Raw genomic sequence first — 21,163 nt, forward strand, 5'->3', positions numbered from 1 at the left:
TTTGCGGTATCAACATTATGGGATGAGAACTCTATTTTCATTCCTGGGTTGAGAGCGAAAGATCATGAATGTTTTTTGTTTAAAAAAGTAGTAAGAGTTCACTGTTTTTTAAACACTCTTATCTGTTTTTTACATTTTAATAGCTTTGTAAACCCTATAAAATAAAGGTTGTAAGCGTTAACAAAGATTTCAAAGAATGAATACAAGGGGGATGTTAAATGAAGAAGTGGTTAGCAATTTTTATGTCGGTTTTTATGGTATTTACATTAGCTGCTTGTAGCGGTAGTACTTCTGGTGAATCTTCTTCAGACTCAGGTACGAAATCTGAAGGTGGTAAAGATGAGGAAGTAACACTTCGTATTGCTTGGTGGGGCTCTGAACCACGACACGATTACACTCTGAAAGTAATCGAAATGTTTGAGAAGGAAAATCCAGGTATCAAAATTCAAGCGGAATATGCAAGCTGGGATGATTATTGGAAGAAGTTAGCACCTCAGGCATCTGCTCAACAATTACCTGATATTATTCAGATGGATCTTTCGTACTTTTCACAGTACGCTGAAAACGGTCAGTTAGCTGATTTATCGCCTTATGTTGGAAATCAAATTGATACAACGAATTTTACGGACAATTATATCAATGGTGGAAAACTTGATGACAAGTTATATGGCTTTAACTTAGGGGTTAACGTTGTTGGTTTCCATTATGATGAAGAATTATTAAAGAAAGCTGGAGTAGATTCTTTAGCTGAAGAGTGGACTTGGGATGATTACAAGGATTTAGCAGCAAAAGCAAAAGATGCTGGAATATTTGTAGATACAACGATGAAAGCAGACGTGTTCTTTAACTACTATTTAAGAACGCAAGGAAAATCATTATTCGGTAAAGATGGCGCATCTTTAGGGTATGATGATGATCAAATGTTCGTTGATTTCTTTACGATGACATCTGATATCGTGAAAGATGGTGCAGCACCTACTCCTGACTACTTAGCTCAGTTAAAAGGTCTTGAAGATGATCCTGTTGTAAAACAAGAAGCAATTGGTATTTGGCAATGGTCAAATCAATTCGTAGGATTACAGCAAGTTGCAAACAGACCTTTGAAAATTCAAAACATGCCGGGGCCTAACACAAGTGACGGTTTATATTTGAAACCAAGTATGTTCTGGTCTGTTGCTGAAAACTCCGAGCATAAAGAAGCAGCAGCTAAATTTATCGATTTCTTTGTAAACAATGAGGAAGCAAACAAATTAATCTTAGGTGACCGTGGTATCCCTGGTTCATCTGTGGTGAAAGAAGCTCTTAAACCAGTACTTTCTCCTGAACAAGTTCAAGTGTTTGATAGTGTTGAGTGGGCTGAACAAAACAGCTCGGCATTTGATGGTCCAGATCCAGTAGGAGCAGGTGAAATTATTGAGATGCTAGACAGTTTATCAGAACAAATGAATTATGGTCAGTTAAAAGTAGAAGATGCAGCTAAACAATTTAGACAGCAAGCAGAAAGCATTTTAGCTCAAAATAAATAGTGCTTAATGACTGGATAGCTGATCAATTGTTCGATCAGCTATCAGTCTTACTGCCAATTCAGTTCTGGAGAAAGGAAATGATTCTATGAGTGCACGCGCTATGAAGCAAAGTGTAAAAGGCTATTTATTTATCAGTCCCTTTATCATTGGGTTTTTAGCGTTTACGTTTATCCCAATCTTAACCTCATTATATTTTTCTTTTACAAAATATAATCTGTTTGCTCCCCCAACTTGGATTGGGCTTGAAAACTATAAAAAAATGTTTACAGCGGATCCAAGATACTGGCAATCTCTTAAAGTTACTCTTATCTATGTTTTTGCAGGTGTTCCGCTACGTTTAGGATTCGCTCTTATGATCGCTATGATCTTAAATACAGCATCAAGAGCAGTTGGTTTATATCGCTCGTTGTTTTATTTACCCTCTTTAATAGGTGGTAGTGTAGCGGTAGCAATCATGTGGCGAAATATATTTGGTGATGAGGGAATTGTTAACTTACTTTTAGGGTTTTTAGGTATTCCCGATGTTCGTTGGTTTGGCGATCCTACAGCTGCACTTTGGATGTTGATTTTATTATCTGTATGGCAGTTTGGATCATCGATGCTAATTTTCTTAGCTGGATTGAAAAGCATTCCAGTAACATATTACGAGGCTGCAAGCGTAGATGGTGCAAGCCATTGGCAAAAGTTTACGAAAATAACACTGCCTATGCTAAGTCCAGTTATATTGTTTAACACAATTATGCAAACAATTGCTGCATTTATGACATTTGTACCTGCCTTTATTATTTCAAAGGGTACAGGTGGTCCGTTAGATGGTACACTTCTTTACTCACTCTATCTTTTCATTCAAGGCTTCGAATTTTTTAATATGGGATATGCATCTGCAATGGCCTGGGTGATGTTAATTATTGTTGGACTATTAACTGCACTCATATTTTTCTCATCGAAGTATTGGGTTCACTATGAATCTGAGGGAGGGAAATAATTTTTATGGAAACAAATACGAATGTAAAAACAGTCCCTCAAACAAAAGGGGTTTCTGTTCCTAAGATGAAAAAACCAAAATGGTGGATTTATCATATCCTGGTTGGCGGATTTGCTTTGTTAATGCTTTATCCTGTGATTTGGCTGTTAATGAGCTCCTTTAAACCAAGTGAAACAATCTTTGTAACAGCACAATCTTTAATACCTGATCCTTGGATCTTAACTAACTTTAGTCAAGGCTGGGAAGGAATCGGTGGTAATTCATTTGGCGTTTTTATTAAAAACACAGTAGTACTTGTTATTTTAACGATGATTGGTCAAGTCATATCATCTGCCTTTATCGCGTTTGGCTTCGCGAGATTAGAGTTTGTAGGGAAGAAGTTTTGGTTTGCGATTATGATGGTCACATTAATGCTACCTTATGAGGTTGTTATGATTCCGCAATACATTATTTTTTCTAAATTAGGATGGCTTGATTCAATTAAGCCGATTGCAGTACCTGCCTATTTCGGACATCCGTTTTTCATTTTTCTACTAGTCCAATTTATCAGGACTATCCCAAGAGAGCTTGATGAAGCAGCGACAATTGATGGGTGTAGTACATTTAAAATCTTTTATAAGATTATCCTTCCATTAATTAGACCAGCTTTGGCTACAGCAGCAATCTTCTCGTTTTATTGGACTTGGGATAATTTATTAGGACCGGTTTTATATTTAAACAGCCCTGATAAATACACAGTTTCCATGGCATTAAATATGTTTTTAAGTAATGAAACAGTTTCAAACTGGGGTGCCATGTTTGCGATGTCTATTGTCACATTAGTACCCGTATTCGTTGTTTTCTTCTTATTCCAAAGACATGTTGTGGAAGGGATCAGTACAAGTGGGTTAAAGGGTTAAGCTAAAGTAGCTAACCCTCTAACACTTTTTATGAAAGTATTAAAAAAGGAATGGAGCGATTTAGAATGGAGACTCATGGATTTTTAGGTGGTGTTCATAATGTATTGGAATGGATTTCAAGATTAGCGCTATTAAATATTTTATGGATCTTCTTTTCTATTCTTGGATTAGGAATTTTGGGTTTTTTTCCAGCAACGACTGCTATGTTTTCGGTTGTGAGAAGGTGGTCATTAAGAAAAATGGACTTTTCCATCTTTTCAACCTTTTGGAAGGCATATAAAAAAGAGTTTATAAAAAGTAATATTCTTGGGATGATTCTCACATTGATAGGTATTGTACTCATAATAGATGTGTACTATCTGAAGCAGGCTTCCTTAACAATTCAACAGCTATTATCCGTTCCTTTTTTAATTCTTTCTATTTTATTTTTATGTATGTTGCTTTATGTTTTTCCTATGTACGTACATTATGAGATGAAGGTCCTGCAAATTATAAAAAACTCTTTTTTTGTTATGATTATGAATCCATTATCAACTTTGATGATGCTAGTGTGTGGAGCCGGTTTGGTGATCTTGCTGTCTTTTGCTCCCCCATTACTTCTTATTTGCAGTGGGAATTTGTTAGCTCTTCTTATGACAAAGCCTGCAATGAATGCTTTTCAGAAAATTAATGTCAAGCAACAAGAACGTATAGCACATAATGGGAAGAGACAGGATCTTGTCAATTAGGAATAATTGGTTCTTTTTCAAGTAGACCTACTTAATGTAAATGCTTACAATGATAATAGGTTTTCTTCATATTACTCTGTTTTTTAAACATTCTTCTCTAGAAATTACATTAAAAGTAGATAGAAAACCAATTAAACTATATTTTGTAAACACTTACAAAAAGGGTGGTCTTAGTGAATAAATATTTATCTTTTACCCTAGCTTTTATAGTAATGTTTACCCTCACTTCATGCAGTAAAGAGGAGCAATCACAAAGAGGTGTAACGGAGGAAGAGGATATTACGATTAAAGTAGCATGGTGGGGAGGTCAGCCCAGACATGAATATACAACCAAGATTATTGAAATGTTTGAAGCTGAACACCCAAACATTAATATTGAACCAGAGTTTGCAAACTGGGATGACTATTGGAATAATTTAGAACCGATGGCTGCGGGGAATCAACTTCCAGATGTGCTTCAGATGGATATGGCGTTTTTGTCTCAATATGGTGAGAAAGGCTTACTAGAAGATTTATCTCCATATGTCGAGAAGGGAATCATTGATGTTTCTTCCATTGATGAAAGCATAGTTAACAGCGGTAAGGTAGGTGATAAGTTATTCGGATTTACGATAGGGATTAATGTTTTATCTGTTATTTCTAATGACATTTTAATGAATATAGCTGGCGTTACGATTGATGAAGATAGTTGGACATGGAATGATATGGAGCAGATTGCGGTGGATATAAAGAAAACAGCAGGAGTTTATGGCTCTAATGGCATGCACCCACCAGATATTTTCTTTCCATATTATTTAAGAACAAAAGGAGAGCAATTCTACAATATTGAAGGAACAGCTCTTGCTTATTCTGATGATCAATTGTTTATTGATTATTTTAATAGACAACTAAGGTTAATTGATGAAGGTGCATTTCCTACCCCTGATGAGGTGGTCGCTGCAGGAAGAACGATGGAAACAGATTTTATCGTAACCGGAAGTACAGCAATCACCTGGAATTATTCCAATCAATATGCTAGTTTTGATCCGTTAACAAATGCACCGTTAACGCTGCACTTGCCACCTGAACACCTTGAAAATAAGGCATTATTCTTAAAACCTAGTATGTTATTTTCCGTTCCAAAAAGTTCAAAACATAAAGAAGAAGCAGCGAAGTTTATTCATTATTTCGTTTCTAATGTTGAAGCGAATAAATTAATGAAGGGCGAACGAGGAGTGCCGGTTTCATCAAAAGTATCTGAAGCCATTAAACCAGTTCTTACTGAGGGGGAAATGAAGATTCTCAACTATGTAGAGAAAGCAAAGGCAATGACAGATGAATTTTACCCACCAGATCCGGTAGGGAGTTCACAAGTAATGAAGGTGTTGAAAGATATTTCTGATGAGATTTTATTTAGGAAGATAACTCCTGAAGAAGGAGCAAAAAAATTTAGAAAGCAAGCTAACGAAATCTTACAAATTAATCAATAGTTAACGGAGGGGTTTTACATGCCAAAACTACAATTTGAGGAAGCAAACATAACTGAGTTGCTAGATAGAGTCGTCAAACGTACATTTGAAATGGATTTTAGCTGGGATTGGCCGGGAGGTGTTGCTTTTTATGGTGTAGCAGCAGCGTATGAAGCAACGGAAAAACAAGAATATATTGATCTATTAAAGAATTGGGTTGATGAGTGGCTAGAAGATGGTTTACCGAAACTTTCTATAAACGGAGTGTCGATCGGTCATTGTCTTATTACTTTGTACAATGTAACAGAAGATGAAAAATATTTAACTGTTATAAAAGAGATGGCAGAATACCTTCAACATGATGCGCCACGTTTTGCTGATGGAATCTTTCAACATACAGTAAATTCAGTAAAGCATGTTTTTCCAGAACAGGCTTGGGTTGATACGATGATGATGGCAGGTTTATTTCTACTAAGAGTTGGTAGATTGCTAGACCGTGAAGATTACTTTAGGGATGGGCTGAAGCAATATCATGGCCATGAAGATTTTCTACAAGATCCTGTTACAAATCTTTATTATCATGGCTGGGACAATATTGCAAAAAATCATATGTCATCAATCTATTGGGCTCGTGGTAATGGGTGGGCAGCATTGACGATGGCGAAAGCATTAGAGTTAGTTGATGTTCAAGATCCTTCTTACATGATTATTGACTGCTCGTTACGAGATCAATTAAGTGCGTTAGTGAGGCTTCAAGGTGAAAATGGATTGTGGCATACAATTGTTGATGATCCTTCTTCGTACTATGAAATCTCGGGTTCATCAGCCATTGCAGCTGCTCTTCTTACTAGAGGAAGTCTTTATAATAAGTATATTCAAAAATCGATCGAGGGTATTGTCAACGAAATTGAAGAAGATGGAAAGGTCTCAAAGGTTTCAGCTGGAACAGCCGTTATGAATGATGCAGACGGATATAAAAATGTTCCGTATAAACGTATTCAAGGTTGGGGCCAAGGGTTAACACTCGTCTTTTTAGCCGAATTAGTGAAAAGTAATAAAAAGGTCTATAGCTAATGAAATGAAATGTCAGGGAGGAGGGCTGAAAAAGTGACTGTTGATAAACAAACGATTTATATAGCAGGAGATTCTACTGCTGCTAGTTGTCCTGAGCAAGAGGCACCAATGGCTGGCTGGGGACAATTGTTTCACACCTTTTTCATGAACACCATTAGAATTCGCAACGAAGCGATGGGAGGAAGAAGTTCTAATAGTTTTATAGAGGAAGGAAGACTTCAAGCTATTTTGGAACAGATTCAGCCAGATGATTATTTATTTATTCAATTTGGCCATAACGATCAAAAGTCGTATGGAACAGAGCCTTATACCTCTTATCAGGAACATTTATCTCATTATATTCTCGGTGCTCGGGAAAAGAAAGCGATTCCTATTTTACTAACTTCTGTCCAACGAAGGAAATTTTCCGCAGATGGAAAAATTGAGAATACATTAGGAGATTACCCAGATGCGATGAGGCAATTAGCAGCTAGGTTAGATGTACCTTTAATCGATATGTCGGCAAAAACGAAAGAACTATACGAACGGTTGGGGATAGAGGATTCTAAAAGATTATTCACAATTTTACTACCTAATGTTCATCATAATTATCCAGATGGGATTGAAGATAACACCCATTTTAGCGAAGTCGGAGCCCTAGAAATTGGGAAATTGGTTATAGAAGGCATGAAGGAGCTTCAATTGCCTGTTGTTTCTCATTTAAAACAATAATTTTAAACCACGTTTTCGTGGTTTTTACTTTTTAGAGATGATGGATTAAGAAGAAATAAAACACACCAGTCTAAGAAAGAAGAAAAAATTCTTATAGTAGGAGTTCGGTAGAATGAGAAAAAAATTATATCATGGTGCTGCTTATTATCCGGAGCTATGGAACGAAGAAACAATTGAAGAAGATCTAAAGCTGATGGTTGAAGCAGGCATTAATGTTGTTAGAGTAGGTGAATTTGCTTGGTCTTCGATGGAAAAGGAAGAGGGAAAGATAGAGCTTGATTTTTTTGTGGAAATCATCGAAAGACTTAATGAACATGGAATTGAAACTGTGATGTGTACACCAACACCAACGCCACCTATTTGGTTAACTCACAATCACCCAGAGCGGATGTTTGTTGATGAAAATGGTCGTGTAATGGGACATGGATCACGGCAGCATATTTGTACAAATAATGCTTACTTTCGTGAAAAAGCAGCGATTATTACGGAGGAAATCGCAAAGGCGGTTAGTCATCTTCCTGGTTTAATAGCATGGCAGCTTGATAATGAGTTTAAATGCCATGTTAGTGAGTGTATGTGTGAAACTTGCAGAGGATTGTGGCATCAATGGTTGGAAGAGCGGTATGGAACAATTGATCATCTGAATGAAGCCTGGGGTACTCATATTTGGAGTCAATATTATCACCGATTTGATCAAGTTCCTCAACCTGTTACAACACCGTTTCTTCATAATTCATCTTTGAAAACGATGTATCAGCTATTTTCATATGAAAAAATAGCAGAATTTTCTGATGAACAAGCTGCCATTATCCGAAGAAATTCACAAGCACCAATCACCCATAATAGCACTACATTTTTTCATGTTAATAATGAGAGATTATATGAAAACCTTGATTTTGCATCATTTGATACGTATGCAGAGAGAAAAAATTTCCATTCATATCTATTTAATTGTGATTTATGGAGAAATTTTAAATCTGGTCGAGATTACTGGATTATGGAAACAAGTCCTTCTCACAGTGCATCACTTGAAAGTCACGCAGCACCGCATCAAAATGGTTATTTAAAAGCTGAAGCAGTTGCAGCTTATGCATTAGGAGGAGAAGCATTTTGTTATTGGCTTTGGAGACAGCAGCGAACGGGCTGTGAACAACCACATGGATCGGTAATCAGTGCCTGGGGGAAACCAACTGTTGGGTTTGAAAATGTTAAAGAGGTTGAAGCAGCTAGGAAGGAAATTCAATCTACTATTTTGACTTCAACACCTTTACAAGCAGAAGTAGCCATAACTTATTCAGATGTCGCGAAAGCCTTCTTAAAAACAGAGCCACATGCTGGTTTAGATTATCGGTCACTTGTCATTGATTTTTATGAAAAAATACTATCAGCAGGCTTCCATCGAGATCTTTTACCTGAGAATGCCAGTTTGCAAGGTTATAAACTATTATTCACACCCTTCATCCACTACCTATCAGAAAACTATCTGAAGAAAGCAAAAGCATTTGTTGAGAGTGGAGGTATTTGGATTGTTGGCCCTCTTACTGGGGGAAGAACCGCCAACCATACAATTCATACTAATGCAGCGTTGGGCACATTAGAGAAATTTGCAGGTGTTGAAACTTTATATACGTATCCAATGGATGGGACAGAGTCTAAAGGAGAATTTATGGGATCGGTAGCTCCGTTAAGCTTATGGAGCTCAGTTTTTGAACCTAAGGAAGCAGAAATAGTCGGGAGAATACAAGACGGAATCTCAGAAGGTCATGCTTTTATAACTGAACATAAGCGTGGCAAAGGAAAAATAGTTATGCTTGGATCATTACCAATTGGTGATGAAGGAGATATTTTACTGAAGAAATGTGTAACTCATTATGCGGAAGAAGCTAATGTTTTAGTAAAAACAGACGTTACAGAGGGAACAATTGTAGCACCAAGAGTGGGGGAAATGGGTGAAATTCTTTGGGTGATTGTTAATATGGACGGCAAGGGGGGGGCTGTTACCCTTCCAAACGATGGAAAGGATGCTATAACAGGAAGAATAGTTTCCGAGGGTAAATGCATCATCGGTCCATATGAACACAAAGTGATTCAACTCTAACAAATACATGCAAAGGGGAAAAGGGAAAATGACAAATCTAGATTCACTTAAAATTGCTTATATCGGTGGGGGCTCAAAAAGCTGGGCACGTAGTCTGATGAATGATCTTGCTTTAGAAAGTAGAATATCAGGCACAGTAGCTCTTTATGATATAAACTATGAGGCGGCTGTTCAAAATGCACAAATCGGAAATCAAATTTCACAGCTTGAAGAAGCAAAAAGTAATTGGAAATATGAAGCTGTTGCGACTATGGAAGAAGCACTGTCTGAAAGTGATTTTGTTATTATATCAATTTTACCTGGTTCTTTTGAGGAAATGGCATCCGATGTTCATACCCCTGAAAAATATGGTATTTATCAATCTGTTGGCGATACAGTCGGACCTGGTGGCTTCGTCAGAGCACTTCGAACGATACCAATGTACGTTGAAATAGCAAATTCTATTAAGGAACATTCACCAGATGCATGGGTAATTAATTATACGAACCCAATGTCACTTTGTACGCGAACACTATACGAGGTGTTTCCGGAAATTAAAGCATTTGGTTGCTGTCATGAAGTATTTGAAACTCAAAATCTTTTAGCAGAGGTTGTAAAGGAATTTTTAAATGAAGAGGTATCACAGCGCTCAGATATTAAAGTAAATGTTCTTGGAATCAATCATTTTACATGGGTTAATCAAGCAAGCTATCAAAATATTGACTTAATACCGTATTATCAGCAGTTTGTAGAGAAGTATGCTGAATCTGGCTTTGAAAAAGAAGAAGGAAGCTGGAAGAACAGTGTCTTTTCCTCATGTCAAAGAGTGAAGTTTGATTTGTTTAAAAAATATGGGAGTATAGCTGCTGCTGGTGATCGTCATTTAGCTGAATTTATGCCACCTATTTATTTAAAAGATCCAAAAACAGTTTCTTCTTGGAAGTTTCATTTAACATCAGTTGATTTTCGTAAGGAGAACTTGAAAAAGAGAATCAGTGAGAATGAGGAGCTAGCTGCAGGAAATCAGAAGTTTGAGATCAATTCTTCAGGAGAAGAAGGAGTTAAGATTATTTTAGCGTTGTTAGGTGTTGAAGAGGTTGTCACGAATGTTAATTATCCTAATAAAGGCCAGATTGAAGGGTTGCCTTTAGGAGCGGTTGTAGAAACAAATGCATTATTCCGCTATGACTCAGTTCAACCTGTGTTTGCTGGGAAGCTTCCATTAGATATTCACAATATGATTCACCGTCATGTGTTGAATCAAGAGTCTATTTTGCAAGCTGCTCTGACAAAAGATAAACAGTTGGCATTGAATACATTTGTGAACGAGCCATTGCTGACCATTAGTCGCGAAGAAGCGGAAAAGTTGTTTAATGAGATGCTTAGTAACACGAGGGAATATTTACCAGGGTGGGCTATTTAGAGTGGAACAGCCAATGATTAAAGATCCTTTCTTTCTTTTCAGTAAAGAAACTTGTATCGAGTATAATGGTCCAAAACTAGAAAGTATAGAGTATTTTTTAAATGTGTTAACTCGAGATAAAAACAAAGTATTTCAAGAGGAAACAGGGAATGAAAGAACAACTATTATATTCATTCTAGATGAGAAGAATCATGACAACCTAACTACAGAGCAGTTTTCCATTCAATTTTCTGCTGATTTTTCACAAATGAACGTGATGTCTGCAGATGAATTAGGAATGATCTATGCTATTCTTCATATAAGTGAAGCTTATCTTGGTGTCGATAAGTTCTGGTTTTGGAATGATTGTGAACCTAAACCAAAAGCAAACGTTAAGATAAAAGCTGTTCCTTATTTATCAGAAGTGGCTGAGGTTAAGTTCAGGGGCTGGTTTATCAATGATGAAGTACTTATTTCAACGTGGAAATACCATCATTCCAACACGTACGAATGGGAAATGGTTTTTGAGGCATTGTTAAGATGCAATGGAAATATGGTCATTCCTGGAACAGACATTAAAAATCCTCTTTATAAAGATATTGCCAGGAAGATGAGGCTTTGGATCACGCATCACCATGCAGAGCCCCTTGGAGCTCACATGTTTTCTAGGGTGTATCCAGATAAAAATCCTTCTTATAGTGAAAATGGTGATTTATTTAAGGAATTATGGAAGGATGCAATCATTGAGCAGAAGAATGATAAGGTCATCTGGAATATTGGCTTTAGAGGACAGGGGGATCGTCCATTTTGGGCTGATGATCCTACTTTCGATACAGACGACAAACGTGGATCACTCATTTCTAAAATTATGAGTGATCAATTCGAATTAATTGCACACTATCAAAAGGATCCAATTTGCTGTGTGAATTTATACGGTGAGATAACAGAATTATATAAAAAAGGATTGCTAGAATTACCCCCAGGAGTGATCAAAATATGGGCTGACAGTGGGTATGGGAAAATGGTGTCTAGAAGACAAGGAAACCATATTCCTAGGATCCCTTCTATACCAGAGCATCAAGATGTAGGTCCACATGGTATTTACTATCATGTAACCTTCTATGATCTGCAAGCTTCAAACCACTTAACGATGCTGCCTAACACTACAGCTTTTGTTAATAGTGAGTTGGGTGAAGCTTTTGATCATCATATGAGTGAATTCTTAATTGTAAACTGTGGGAATATTAGACCTCATATCTATTTTCTCGAATTCGTTAGCCGCATGTGGAATAAAGGTAGAGTGGATAGTGATGCATTTTTAAACGAATATGTTTCGAAATATTATCCTGCCTCTAGTGATGAAATGAGTCATTATATAAAGGCTTATTTCGACGCTATTATTCAGTACGGAATTGCTGAAGATGAACGGGCAGGTGAGCAATTCTATCATTTTACAATTCGTAACCTTGCTCATCAATGGATCGTTTCTCATGGAAAACAGAGCAGTAAAAATTTATGGTGGGCTACAGGGGAAATTGAAATAACAGAACAATTTGAGTGGTTTAAGCAGAAAGTCGAGTCAAAACTTTCTGAGTGGGAGACGTTAACTGAAAATGTTAAGGAATTAGTAAAAAAAGCAGATTGTATCGAACAAAAAAGAATTAGTGATCAATTCCTTATTCAAGTGCAGTTTCATAAAAATGGCTGCTTTGCACTCTACTATTTTTCTAAGGCATTTGAGAGGTTTCGAGCAAAAGAGTATAGTCATGCTTATTTATTTATTCATCAGGCGATAGGAGAACTCAAAGAAACAATGAACATCATGCAAAAGCCAATGAATGAGAAGTGGGTTGGATTTTACGATAATGATTGTTTAACGAATGTGTCATTAACTCTATATACGTTAGAAACAGTTCAAAGAACGATAAGAATGTTTGGTGATGGACCATCATTCTACAATTGGGATAAGGAATACCTAACAGATCCTGAGGAAAAAAAGGTCATGCTGCTAACAAATAAAACAAAGCAATTAATGGATAATGTATTGGGTAGTAAACTGATAGAGAAAGATCAGCATTGATTGGATTAGATTAGGCGTTTCACTTTTATGTTTAAGTGAGCGTCTTTTTTGTTTTGTGAAAGGGGACAAAATCTGACAAACTGCGAGAAGTAGGACATAGTCCATTTCTACCCATTAAAAAAATTACTAGGTACATAAGAATCACTTATAAAAAAACATAGATTCCCTATGGTGATCATCACTGTTTTTTATACGTTTAACCCTGTTATTTACATGTTTTCTCTATAGCATTTGCATTAAACTGTAAGAGATTTAAAGCTTAGGTTGCCTCAAAATGTAAGGGGTTACATTTTTGAGCTCTTTTTAACGAGGAGGTGTGAAGGTAGAGGAGGTTTTGTCGAAAATAAATTGACAAAAGGGGAATTTAAAAATGGGAGGTAATGTTTCATTATGAAGGAAGGATGGAAAAAAAGGTTAGCTGTCGCAACAAGTACGGTGATGTTGACGTCTATGTTCACCGGTGTTGCACCAATTGCTTCTACAGTAAATGCAGAGGAAGTAAAAAATCTAAAGTTTGATTTTGGTTCATCATCAAGTCCTGTTGCAAAAGGGTATCAACAAGTGGCAAACACACTCGTTTATAACTCTGAAATAGGATATGGCTTCAACACTGGATCTGGTTTTCGCGATCGAGGTGAACCTGATGATTTGTTAAGAGACTTTGCTCTTGCAGGAGGAAATGAATTTAAAGTAGATGTTCCAAATGGTGAGTATTTAGTCAGAATTAAAACAGGAGATCAAATTGCGTCCAATAAAACAAGTTTCACAATTGAAGGTCAATCATATGGATCAATTTCTTCTAGTGCAGGAAAATATGCTGAGCTAGCACCAACTATTAACGTTACAGACGATCAGCTAAATATTGGAATCGGAGATAATGGCCGGATAAACTCTCTTGAAGTTATTCCAATGATTGCTCCAGAGGGACTAGAGATCGTTGATACAACTTTAGGAGCGGAATCAAGCGTTTCTTTAAAGTGGAAAGAAGTGGACGGAGCAAAGAGCTATAATATTTATCGAACATTAGAGGGGGAGAGTACTCCTACAAAAATAGGCACGAGCCAAACAAGTGAGTTTACGGATACCTCTGCACAGCTTGGTTTTACATACAAGTATTCAATAACTCAAATCAACAGTGGTGATATCGAATCAACTCCAAGTAATGAAGTAACTGTTCAAGTTTTTGATCAGAACACTCAAGCTCCAAAAGAACCTTCAGAATTAAAACTTAACAAGGCAACAGATTCATCTGTTTCTTTTCAGTGGAAAACCACTGATGATGCAGTGATGTATTATATCTATCGAGCGAAATCAGAAGAAGGCACTTATTCTTTATTAGGCACTTCTACTGAACCATCATTTACAGATTCCATTCAAACAACAACAAATTTTTATTACAAAGTAAAGGCTGTTAATCTAGGTGGCTTTTCTGAATTATCTCAATCTATTAAAACACCAATTGCTAATACAATGGTACGACAAATGGAAGAGTTAGGACGTGACCTGGTGGCGGTTAAGGTGAATGAAGGTGTTTATTTAAGCTGGCGTTTGCTTGGAACTGATTCAGACAGCATCTCCTTTAATTTATATCGTGATGGCAAGAAAATTAATGAAAAGCCAATTACGTCAAGTACAAATTATGTAGATACTAAAGGAAATGTTTCCTCAACATATGAAGTAAGAGAAGTGTTAAATGGTAAAGAAAAAGCTAAAAGTCAGGAAGTTGAGGTATTAAGTAACCAATACTTTGATATCCCTCTTCAAAAGCCTGAAGGTGGAACAACTCCAGATGGCGTGAGCTACACCTATAATGCGAACGATGCGAGCATAGGTGATCTTGATGGAGATGGAGAATACGAGATTATTTTAAAATGGGATCCATCAAATTCAAAAGATAACTCAAAAGCCGGGTATACAGGAAATGTTTACATTGATGCTTATGAGTTGGATGGTACAAGATTATGGAGATTAGACCTAGGTAAAAACATAAGAGCTGGAGCGCATTATACACAGTTTTTAGTTTATGATTTTGATGGTAATGGTAAGTCTGAAGTTGTCATGAAAACAGCTGATGGTACGAAAGATGGTACGGGGAAGGTGATTGGCGATGAGAAAGCAGATTACCGAAACTCTAGTGGCTATGTGCTAAGTGGACCTGAATATTTAACAGTATTTGAAGGGTCTACCGGTAAAGAGCTTACAACAACAAGTTTTAGTCCAGAAAGAGGAAATGTAAGTGATTGGGGAGATGGCTACGGAAACAGAGTTGATCGTTTCCTTGCAGGTGTAGCATACCTCGATGGTAAAACACCGAGTATCATTATGTCACGAGGATATTATACAAGAGCTGTGATTACTGCTTATAACTTTAAAGATGGTAACCTGAAAAAGTTATGGAATTTTGATAGCTATGAATCTGGTAATGAAAGTTACAGTGGGCAGGGAAATCATAGCATGAGTATTGCTGACGTAGATTTTGATGGAAAAGATGAAATTATTTACGGTGCAGCTGCCATTGATGATGATGGTACTGGTTTACACACAACAGGCTGGGGACATGGAGATGCTCAACATGTGAGTGATTTGGATCCAACAAGACCGGGTCTTGAAATTTATGGTGTACATGAAGATCGTAACTCACCATACGGCTTATCATTCCGTGATGCCGAAACAGGTGAACTGATCTGGGGTGTTCATACAGGTGCAGATACAGGTAGGGGAGTAGCAGCTGATGTAGATCCACGTTATCCAGGTGCTGAAGCATGGGCAGTTGGAGGAGCTTGGAATGCCCGTACAGGTGGAATTTATACTGCAAAAGGTGAAAAAATTGGAGAAAACATTCCAACCTCTAACTTTGCCATTTGGTGGGATGGGGATTTATTACGTGAGTTGCTTGATCATGACTTTGATGAGACGGCAGATAGCCCGAGATATGGTCTAGGTGCTGCAAAAATTGATAAATGGAACCCTGAGAAAAATAGTCTTGATAATTTATTAACAGATACAGATATTACCTCAAACAACTGGACAAAAGGTAATCCGGCATTACAAGCTGACCTTCTTGGAGACTGGAGAGAAGAAGCGATTTGGCGAGTAAATGATAGCAGTGCATTGCGTGTTTATACGACAACAGCTGTTACAAAACATCGTATACCAACACTTATGCATGATTCACAATATCGTGTAGCAATTGCCTGGCAAAATGTTGGGTATAACCAACCGCCACATCCAAGCTATTTCTTAGGATATGACATGGAAGAAGCACCATATCCAACTATTTATACGAGTAAAGTAGAAACAGCTTCAATCAATATCGAACCTGATACTTTAAATCTGAAGAGTAAAGGTGGTAAACAGTCAGTCACAGTTTCTGCTGCATTACCTGCAGGAGTTGAAGGTAATGTAGCAGCAATGAAATTAAACATTAATGGTCAATCTGTTTTTGCTGAAGGAGAAGTAAAATGGAATAAAAATATACTAACTCTTAAGTTTGATAGACAAGAGATTACTGCTGCTTTTAACGGACTAAATGGCAATATTGATGTTCAATTAATTGGTTATTTAGATTCGGGTGTAACAATAATCGGTAAAGACAGTGTAAGAGTCATTCACTAAATAATTTTTCCGTCTCAATTACAATAACAATCACAATCATGATTTCAAGCACAAGTAATCTATTAACCATATCGAAAGGTGATGAAGAAAATGAGGAAACGTTCTATTACGAATAAACTATTAACGCTTTCACTAGCAACACCACTACTTTTAACAGGATTACAAAGTGACGCCTCGGCTGCATCTTCACAGACAAATAAACAGTTTGAGCAGAGTAAAGGCGTTCAACTAGAGTATCTTGATAGAGGACTTGTTGCCGCAACTACATCACAAGGAATCTTTTTAAGCTGGCGCCTGTTAGGGACAGAAGTTGATGGAAGTTCCGATAAGGGGCTAACGGGAGTGGATTTTAATGTTTACCGAGATGGTAAGAAAATTGCAACCGTCGAGGATAGTACGAATTTTGTAGATAAAGGTGGTTCAGCATCTTCTAAATATTATGTAAAGGCTGTTCAGGCTGGAAAAGAAATTGATCAAAGCGCAGAAGCAACACCTTGGAGCCAAGGCTATGTTGATTTAAAACTTCAAAAGCCAGCAGACGGGGTTACTCCTAGTGGAGAATCCTATTCATATAAGGCAAATGATATGAGTGTTGGCGATGTTGACGGTGACGGACAATACGAGTTTTTTGTGAAATGGGATCCAACAAACTCAAAGGATGTATCGCAAAAGGGGTATACAGGTAATACCTATATAGATTGTTATACAATGGATGGCACTTTGCTTTATCGTATTGATTTAGGTGTTAACATTCGTTCAGGAGCTCATTACACACAATTCTTAGTATACGATTTTGATGGAGACGGTAAATCTGAATTAATGTTTAAAACAGCTCCAGGTACGAAAGTGATTCAGTATGATAAAAATGGAAAAATAAAATCAGAGAAATTTATTACGATGCTTAAAGAAGATAAAAAGGCCGGTTACAGCAACTCAGACGATTACAGAATGAGCAGTGAAGACTATTATGATCATGTAGTAGAGATGTTTAAAAATTGGCATAATCATGAAGAAGTTGTAAATGGTAACTGGCCTAAAACGTTGGAGGAGTGCTTTGGAATTGAAAAGCAATATGATTATCCACTTTCTACAGAGGATGCCGAAAGCTTAGCAGATTACTTTATTGACGAATATGCCCCTAGTAGAAGTGGGCGTAATAATTTAAGAGACTTTGAAGGCTTTATAGTGAAAGGCCCTGAATACTTAAGTGTTTTCAATGGTGAAACAGGAGAAGAGATGGAAACCATCCGTTACAAATATGAACGCCATGATGATGGACTTATGTGGGGCGATTATGCAATGTCACGCATCGAGCCAGGAAATCGTGTTGATCGTTTTTTAGCAGGTGTTGCTTATTTGGATGGAGAGAATCCGGCTGCTATTTTCTCACGTGGTTACTATACAAGAGCAACAATGGTTTCCTATACTTGGGATGGAAAGCACCTTAAAGAAGAATGGGATGTTGATAGTGGTTGGACACCAATGACAAATCCATTTAATGATGGGCCACATGGACGTCTTGGCACGAATGAGGAGTTTGGTTCCTTAACAACTCAAGGTGCCCATTCATTAAGCACAGCAGATGTAGACGGTGATGGCAAACAAGAAATTATCTATGGTTCATCTACGATTGATCATGATGGCTCTTTATTATATAGCTCAAGTGATGTCATGCCACCAGAAAGTGCAACTCCCGGGGTTACAGCAGGGTTAGGTCATGGTGATGCATTGCATGTTGGGGATATTGATCCAAACCGAGACGGACTGGAGATCTTTATGGTGCACGAAGGTGGACGATACGCCCCATATGGTTATGCGTTAAGAGATGCTAAAACAGGTGAAGTGATATATGGCGGCTATACTGGTCGAGATACTGGTCGAGGGATGGTTGGCGATGTAGATCCAACTAAAAAAGGTTTGGAAACTTGGGCTGTTGATTTACGGACAGCAAAAGGAGAAAAGATAGAGAGTAACAAGATTCCTGGAACAAATATGAATATCAAATGGGCTGCTGATATGACCACTCAAATTATAAATGGGGCAATTGATCAAACACCTACGATTGATGATTGGCAAAAGGGAACAGTGCTAACAGCTTCTGGTACAAGAACAAACAACCACACAAAAGGAAATCCATCTTTAGTTGCTGATATTTTCGGTGACTGGAGAGAAGAACTTCTAGTTCGAACAGAAGATAGTCAGTCAATTCGAATTTACTTAAGTACAGAGGTGACAGATCGTAAGCTACACACACTTATGCATGATCCACAATATCGGACTGGAATCGCGTGGCAAAACGTTGGTTATAATCAACCATCTTATACCAGCTATTATTTTGCTTCGGACACTAACTGGGAAGATGTTTCAGTACCAAAGATAAATGTGCCAGGTGAACTAAATGAGCTGAACTATACATTGAATCTCTATATTGAAAACGGAGAAATAAATGGATCAGTTAAATCACAATTAAAAAACTCGTTAAAACAAGCTCAGCATCATGCAGAGAAGGGATCTTATAAAAAAGGTATTCAGTTTATCGAGAAGTTTGTCAAACAACTAGATCATAGAAAGAAGAAAGATCAAATCACTGCAAATGCAAAATCAACTTTAACAAATCAAGCAGAACTGATGATCGAAAAATGGCAGGAATTAAAGTAAGGAATCAAAATGGATGCTGATCAAGCGGGAACTGAAGCTTTGCTATGATGGAAGTGGATTCTCTCGTTCTTCCGGCAGAAGTTATACTTAATTAATGAGAAGAAGCTTCAATCTTTACATAAGGATTGAAGTTTCTTTTTTGTTCATCTTGTACATACGAATTAACAAAATTAATTGACATGTACGTATATGTATAATATGATTAAAATAATGTTAAAAACGCTTACATATAAGATTGTTAAGCTAATTTCTATTAAAAAGTTATATTGTTTTGAAAGGTAGAAAGTTAAGCATGTTCATACAAGATGATGTAACTTCATCATAAGAGAGAGGAGAAGGGGAGAATGAAAAGGTCAGTTTATCAAAGATTTTTAGTGTTATTTTGTGCAGTTGGTCTTGTTATATCAGGAACAGCCATTACCTCAGGTCATAAAGTTCAGGCAAACGAAGTTCCTGTTTTTGAAGAAGTTTCTGTACATGATCCATCTGTTTTAAAGGTAGATGACACTTATTATATATTTGGATCTCATTTAGCTGCGGCAAAAACAAAAGACTTTATGAAATGGGAGCAAATCTCATCTGAAGTGAATCCCGCAAATCCATTATTTGAAAACGTTGTAGAAGAATTGAAAGAAACGTTTGAATGGTCACAATCAGATACATTATGGGCTGCCGATGTTATTCAGCTTGAGGATGGTAAGTTCTACATGTATTACAATGCATGTAAAGGTGATTCGCCACGCTCAGCACTTGGAGTGGCGGTTGCTGATTCAGTAGAAGGACCTTATGAAGACAAGGGCATTATTCTTAAATCAGGTATGTGGGATGAAGAAAGTGAAGATGGAACAATTTACGATGCAACTGTTCATCCAAATGCAGTTGACCCGGATACATTTTTTGATAAGGATGGAAAACTGTGGATGACCTATGGCTCTTATTCAGGAGGAATTTTCATCCTAGAAATGGATCCGAAAACAGGTAAGCCTCTGCCAGATCAAGGATATGGTAAGAAGCTCCTTGGAGGAAATCACAGTAGAATAGAAGCTTCATATATACAATACAACAAAGAAACTGACTATTATTATATGTATTTATCATTTGGTGGCCTTGATGCAATAGGGGGCTACAACATGCGAGTTGTTAGGTCTGAAAACCCTGATGGACCGTACGTGGATGCAGAAGGCAATGACATGATTCATGTGAAAGCGGATCCATCACTCCCATTATTTGATGATGCGTCAATTGAGCCTTACGGTGTGAAATTAATGGGAAACTTTTTATTTGAAAGTAAAGAAGATGAAGGTGGAACTGGATATGTTTCACCAGGTCATAATTCTGTCTACTATAATGAAAAAACAGGTGAGCAATATTTAATTTTTCATACCCGTTTCCCAGAAAGAGGAGAACAACATGAGGTGCGCGTACACAAAATGTATATAAATTCTCAAGGCTGGCCGGTTGTTTCACCATATCGTTATGCAGGGGAAGAGTTAGAAACAGTAAAGAAATCAGAGCTAAACGGTGATTATCTCTTTATTAACCACGGTAAGGATATTAGTTCAGAAATAAAAGAATCGGTTTCCGTTAGTCTAAATAAGGATGGCACGATTACTGGTGGAGCTGAAGGTACATGGGTTTTAGATGGTGATCATGAGGCAGTATTGAAACTAGATGGTAAAACGTATAACGGAGTATTTGTGCGTCAATGGGAGCCAACATCAGAGAGTTACCGCATGACGTTTACTGCACAATCATCGGAGGGGGTTTCTATTTGGGGAAGCCAAGTAGAAAATGATGGTGAGAATGTACCATTTACTGCTATGAATTCATTAAATCTAGTATTGATAGGTGGATTAATTATAGTTTTTGGCGTTGGCCTATTTATCTTTTTAAAAAGAAAAAAATAACCGAAAAAACTGCTGTTTTAAAATATTAGAAAGGTATAACTTCTCATCATCAA

13 protein-coding genes are annotated in these 21,163 nt (G+C 37.2%); all 13 read left to right on the top strand.

Annotated elements, in window-relative coordinates; all coding sequences use genetic code 11:
- The first annotated feature begins 218 nt into the window (after positions 1-218).
- The 13 genes from ACEWK1_RS15115 to ACEWK1_RS15175 all read left to right on the top strand — a co-directional run bounded on the left by ACEWK1_RS15115 (position 219) and on the right by ACEWK1_RS15175 (position 21,110).
- Positions 219-1,526 carry an ABC transporter substrate-binding protein gene (locus ACEWK1_RS15115; protein ID WP_212137109.1) on the top strand — a complete coding sequence of 436 codons (1,308 nt, stop codon included), beginning with the start codon at positions 219-221 and terminating at the stop codon, positions 1,524-1,526.
- A gap of 85 nt (positions 1,527-1,611) precedes the next feature.
- Entirely contained in the window at positions 1,612-2,511 is a 900-nt protein-coding gene (locus ACEWK1_RS15120) for a carbohydrate ABC transporter permease (protein WP_121660817.1), read from the top strand.
- 65 nt (positions 2,512-2,576) lie between these two features.
- Entirely contained in the window at positions 2,577-3,410 is an 834-nt protein-coding gene (locus ACEWK1_RS15125) for a carbohydrate ABC transporter permease (protein ID WP_121664894.1), read from the top strand.
- A gap of 65 nt (positions 3,411-3,475) precedes the next feature.
- Positions 3,476-4,138: a YesL family protein gene (locus ACEWK1_RS15130; RefSeq protein WP_212137111.1), complete on the top strand. Its 663-nt coding sequence runs from the start codon at positions 3,476-3,478 to the stop codon at positions 4,136-4,138.
- 173 nt (positions 4,139-4,311) lie between these two features.
- On the top strand, positions 4,312-5,607 hold the full coding sequence (locus tag ACEWK1_RS15135; RefSeq protein ID WP_373995087.1) for an ABC transporter substrate-binding protein: 1,296 nt from the start codon (positions 4,312-4,314) through the stop codon (positions 5,605-5,607).
- Positions 5,608-5,625: 18 nt separating this feature from the next.
- A complete protein-coding gene (locus tag ACEWK1_RS15140; protein WP_212137113.1) occupies positions 5,626-6,660 on the top strand; it encodes a glycoside hydrolase family 88 protein in 1,035 nt (344 codons plus the stop codon).
- 33 nt (positions 6,661-6,693) lie between these two features.
- Positions 6,694-7,371 (top strand): rhamnogalacturonan acetylesterase, encoded by a 678-nt coding sequence (locus ACEWK1_RS15145; RefSeq protein ID WP_232273580.1) that lies wholly within the window; start codon positions 6,694-6,696, stop codon positions 7,369-7,371.
- Between the two features lie 112 nt (positions 7,372-7,483).
- On the top strand, positions 7,484-9,469 hold the full coding sequence (locus ACEWK1_RS15150; RefSeq protein WP_212137117.1) for a beta-galactosidase: 1,986 nt from the start codon (positions 7,484-7,486) through the stop codon (positions 9,467-9,469).
- A gap of 28 nt (positions 9,470-9,497) precedes the next feature.
- Positions 9,498-10,871 carry an alpha-glucosidase/alpha-galactosidase gene (locus ACEWK1_RS15155; RefSeq protein ID WP_416636462.1) on the top strand — a complete coding sequence of 458 codons (1,374 nt, stop codon included), beginning with the start codon at positions 9,498-9,500 and terminating at the stop codon, positions 10,869-10,871.
- Between the two features lies 1 nt (position 10,872).
- Positions 10,873-12,930, top strand: a complete 2,058-nt coding sequence (locus ACEWK1_RS15160) for a glycosyl hydrolase 115 family protein (protein WP_212137121.1) — start codon at positions 10,873-10,875, stop codon at positions 12,928-12,930.
- 390 nt (positions 12,931-13,320) lie between these two features.
- Positions 13,321-16,545: a hypothetical protein gene (locus ACEWK1_RS15165; RefSeq protein ID WP_269671097.1), complete on the top strand. Its 3,225-nt coding sequence runs from the start codon at positions 13,321-13,323 to the stop codon at positions 16,543-16,545.
- 90 nt (positions 16,546-16,635) lie between these two features.
- Positions 16,636-19,203 carry a rhamnogalacturonan lyase gene (locus ACEWK1_RS15170; protein ID WP_212137123.1) on the top strand — a complete coding sequence of 856 codons (2,568 nt, stop codon included), beginning with the start codon at positions 16,636-16,638 and terminating at the stop codon, positions 19,201-19,203.
- 344 nt (positions 19,204-19,547) lie between these two features.
- Entirely contained in the window at positions 19,548-21,110 is a 1,563-nt protein-coding gene (locus ACEWK1_RS15175; RefSeq protein ID WP_212137125.1) for a glycoside hydrolase family 43 protein, read from the top strand.
- Positions 21,111-21,163: the final 53 nt, after the last annotated feature.

This window comes from Metabacillus sp. YM-086, from assembly GCF_048059995.1.
Taxonomy (GTDB): Bacteria; Bacillota; Bacilli; order Bacillales; family Bacillaceae; genus Metabacillus; species Metabacillus litoralis_B.

Bases quoted from the DNA above. Each gene is read 5' to 3' on its own strand.
- ACEWK1_RS15115 (WP_212137109.1), top strand. From the start codon at position 219: ATGAAGAAGTGGTTAGCAATTTTTATGTCGGTTTTTATGGTATTTACA.
- ACEWK1_RS15170 (WP_212137123.1), top strand. From the start codon at position 16,636: ATGAGGAAACGTTCTATTACGAATAAACTATTAACGCTTTCACTAGCA.
- ACEWK1_RS15125 (WP_121664894.1), top strand. From the start codon at position 2,577: ATGAAAAAACCAAAATGGTGGATTTATCATATCCTGGTTGGCGGATTT.
- ACEWK1_RS15165 (WP_269671097.1), top strand. From the start codon at position 13,321: ATGAAGGAAGGATGGAAAAAAAGGTTAGCTGTCGCAACAAGTACGGTG.
- ACEWK1_RS15120 (WP_121660817.1), top strand. From the start codon at position 1,612: ATGAGTGCACGCGCTATGAAGCAAAGTGTAAAAGGCTATTTATTTATC.
- ACEWK1_RS15155 (WP_416636462.1), top strand. From the start codon at position 9,498: ATGACAAATCTAGATTCACTTAAAATTGCTTATATCGGTGGGGGCTCA.
- ACEWK1_RS15175 (WP_212137125.1), top strand. From the start codon at position 19,548: ATGAAAAGGTCAGTTTATCAAAGATTTTTAGTGTTATTTTGTGCAGTT.
- ACEWK1_RS15130 (WP_212137111.1), top strand. From the start codon at position 3,476: ATGGAGACTCATGGATTTTTAGGTGGTGTTCATAATGTATTGGAATGG.
- ACEWK1_RS15140 (WP_212137113.1), top strand. From the start codon at position 5,626: ATGCCAAAACTACAATTTGAGGAAGCAAACATAACTGAGTTGCTAGAT.
- ACEWK1_RS15150 (WP_212137117.1), top strand. From the start codon at position 7,484: ATGAGAAAAAAATTATATCATGGTGCTGCTTATTATCCGGAGCTATGG.